The following is a 3274-nucleotide window of genomic DNA, read 5'->3' as shown; positions in this document are numbered from 1 at the left end:
CCGCCGCGGCCCGCACCAGCGCCCGCCCCACCGCCGTCGGCGCACTTCGCCGACGCGCCGCCGGTCGCCGATCCGACGTGGCATCAGGGGCAGCCGCCGATGCAGCCGGCGCCCACCTCGGCCGCCGCGATGGGCAACCACCGCGCCATCGACGCGCTGTCGCACGTCGGCGTCAAGACCAACGTCAAGATGCCGTCGCAGCGCGGCTGGCGGCACATCATCTACCTGCTCACCCGGATCAACCTCGGGCTGTCGCCCGACGAGCTCTACGAGATGGACCTGCACGCGCGGATCCGCCGCAACGCCCGCGACTCCTACCAGATCGGCGTGTTCGGCCTGAAGGGCGGCGTCGGCAAGACCGCGGTGACCGTGGCCCTGGGTTCCACGCTGGCCAAGGTCCGCGGTGACCGCATCCTGGCGATCGACGCCGACCCCGACGCCGGGAACCTCGCCGACCGCGCCGGGCGCCAGTCCGCGGCCACGATCGCCGACCTGCTGTCGGACAAGGAGCTGGCCCGCTACAACGACATTCGCGCCTACACGAGCATGAACGGGTCCAACCTCGAGGTGCTGTCCTCCGAGGAGTACAGCCAGGCCCGCCGCGCCTTCAACGAGGAGGACTGGCAAGGCGCCACCGGCGTGGTGTCGCGGTACTACAACCTGGTTCTCGCCGACTGCGGCGCCGGTCTGTTCCAGCCCGCGTCGCGCGCGGTGCTGTCCACGGTGTCGGGCATGGTGATCGTCGCGAGCGCGTCGATCGACGGGGCCCGGCAGGCCGCGGTGACGATGGACTGGATGCGCCAGAACGGCTATCAGGACCTGCTGAGCCGGTCATGCGTGGTGATCAACCATGTCACCCCCGGTAAGCCGAACATCGACGTCGATGATCTTGTTGCGCAATTCGAGCGACACGTGGCCCCCGGCCGTGTCATCGTGCTGCCGTGGGACAAGCACATCGCCGGTGGCACGGAGATCCGGCTGGACCTCTTGGACAAGACGTTCCAGCGGCGCATCACCGAACTGGCGGCCGCCTTGTCTGACGACTTCGACAGGCTCGAACGGCGTTGACCGCCACCGCCGCCGCATCCAGCGCCACCTCGAGCGTCACACCTGGGCGGCAGTCGACCACCCGGGTGACGATCCTGACGGGCCGACGCATGACCGATCTGGTCCTGCCCGCGGCGGCGCCCATCGAGAGTTACATCGACGACACCGTCGCGGTGCTGGCCGAACTGCTGGAGGACACCCCCAAGGACGTCCTCGCCGGATTCGACTTCACCGCCCAGGGGGTGTGGGCGTTCGCCCGTCCCGGTGCCCCGCCGCTCAAAGGCGGTGAGTCCCTCGACGAGGCGGGCGTCGTCGACGGTGCACTGCTGACGCTGGTCTCGGTGAGTCGGACCGAACGGTACCGGCCGCTCGTCGAGGACGTCATCGACGCGATCGCGGTGCTCGACGAGTCGCCGGAGTTCGACCGCAGCGCGCTCAACCGCTTCGTCGGGATCTCGATTCCGCTGGTCGCCGTTGCGGTCACGGTGATGGGACTGCTGTCGTGGCACCGCACCGGCCAGAGCCTGTGGTGGGCGCTGGCGCTCGCGCTGCTCGGCCTGGTGCTGCTCGGCGGCAGCATGGTCGCGCAGAACCGGTACGCCAACCTCGACATGGCCGAGAGCCTGCTGGTGGCGGCGCTGCCGCCGCTGGCCGCCGGAGCCGCGCTCGCGGTGCCGCTGCCTAACGGCGTCGGCTCACTGGGGGCGCCGCAGGTGGCCGGCGCGGGTGCGGTGGTGCTGCTGCTCACCCTCGCCACGCGCGGCGGCCCACGGAAACGGGCGGAGCTCGCCGCGTTCATGGCGGTGGCCGCGACCGCGCTGACCGCCGCGGCCATCGGTTACGGATACGGTTGGCAGTACTGGGTTCCCGCGGGTGCGGTGGCGTTCGGCCTGATCGTCGTCACCAATGCGGCGAAGCTGACGGTGGCGGTCGCGCGGATCGCGCTGCCGCCGATCCCCGCCCCCGGTGAGACGGTGGCCAACGACGAACTGCTCGACCCGGTGACGTCGCGCGACGGCACGGACGAGCAGTCGCCGACCTGGCAGGCCATCATGGCCTCGGTGCCCGAATCGGCGGCGCGCCTCGAGGAGCGCAGCGTTCTGGCCAAGAAGCTGCTGATCGGATTTCTGACCGCGGGCGCGCTGGTGCTCGCGATCGGGGCGATCACCGTTGTGGTGCAGGGCCACTTCTTCATCCACAGCCTGATCGTCGCGGGTCTGGTGACCACGATTTGCGGCTTCCGGTCCCGGCTGTACGCCGAACGCTGGTGTGCCTGGGCGCTGTTGGCGGTGACGGTCCTCGTGCCGACCGGCGTGATGGTCAAGCTGTGCCAGTGGTATCCCGAGGACGCCTGGCTGGTGCTGGCCGTCTACGCGGCGCTGGGCGCAGTGGCGCTGGTGGTCATCGGTGCCACCGACGGCGTGCGACGGATCTCTCCCGTGACCAAGCGGATCCTCGAGCTGCTCGACGGCGCCGCGATCGCGGCCGTCATCCCGCTGCTGCTGTGGATCGCCAGCGTCTACGACCTGCTGCGCAACCTGCGTTTCTGACCGGCTGCAGACGAGCCGGCTCAGGCGGGCGGCTCCCACCGCGACGTCAGCTCGGCGACCTGGGCATCGATGCGTTCCCGGTCCGCGGCAAGGGCTTCGGCCGCGGCCACGGTCGCGTTCTGCAGCGCCTCGTTGAGCCGGTGCTCGACGACGTGCGCGCCGTGCCGCAGCAGGCCGTCCTCGATGTAGATGTCGGTCAGATGGTGGTGCCCGTCGAGGGTCACGTGCACGGTCTCGGTCTCGTCGGCTGCGGTGAACGTCTGACTGTTCATCTTGTGCAGCTGCTCGTCCATGATCGACTGCAACTGTTGCGCCTGTGCAAGGACCGCGGCGACCTGAGGATGCATCTGGTCGGTCACTTCGAGTCCTTCCCGTCCTGCTGGGGCTTACGCGGCCGCTGGCCGATGATGGCCTCGGTCCATTGCCGGTCCTCGGTGTAGAGGTCCTCGTCGGGCGACAGCCCGGGGGTGCGCTTCTTCTCGTTGCCCTGGCCACCGCGACCGGCGCCCGCACCGCCCATCGGCATGCCGCCCATCCCGCCCATCGCGCCCATTCCGCCGGCCGGACCGGCCGCACCGGCGGGACCGCCACGTGCGGCACCGCCGGGGGCGGGGGCCACCGAATCGGCGCCCACCGCGGGCTGGAGCGGGGCGGGCGGGACCCCGCCACCACCACCG

At 70.7% G+C, this 3274-nt stretch carries 3 protein-coding genes and 1 pseudogene; 2 read left to right on the top strand and 2 right to left on the bottom strand.

The genetic code is table 11. The annotated features are described in order from the left end of the window. The coding region (locus E4P42_RS26680; RefSeq protein ID WP_167759649.1) for a MinD/ParA family protein at positions 1–1068 on the top strand (1068 nt) is incomplete at its 5' end. Further along, positions 1065–2597: a type VII secretion integral membrane protein EccD gene (eccD, locus tag E4P42_RS26675; protein ID WP_135129637.1), complete on the top strand. Its 1533-nt coding sequence runs from the start codon at positions 1065–1067 to the stop codon at positions 2595–2597. The genes E4P42_RS26680 and eccD, both read left to right, overlap by 4 nt. Positions 2598–2617: 20 nt before the next feature. Here eccD and E4P42_RS26670 read toward each other — a convergent pair whose 3' ends face one another. Together E4P42_RS26670 and E4P42_RS26665 are read right to left on the bottom strand one after the other, a co-directional pair. Beyond that, complete coding sequence (locus E4P42_RS26670) at positions 2618–2956, bottom strand: YbaB/EbfC family nucleoid-associated protein (RefSeq protein ID WP_245234255.1); 339 nt, start codon at positions 2954–2956, stop codon at positions 2618–2620. Further along, a pseudogene (locus tag E4P42_RS26665) lies at positions 2953–3274 on the bottom strand (hypothetical protein); the annotation flags it as partial. The pseudogene E4P42_RS26665 and the gene E4P42_RS26670, both read right to left, overlap by 4 nt.

The organism is Mycobacterium sp. PS03-16 (assembly GCF_004570325.1).
Classification (GTDB): domain Bacteria; phylum Actinomycetota; class Actinomycetes; order Mycobacteriales; family Mycobacteriaceae; genus Mycobacterium.
The sequence above is the reverse complement of the archived record's forward strand: the minus strand, read 5'-3'. Positions and strand labels throughout refer to the sequence as shown.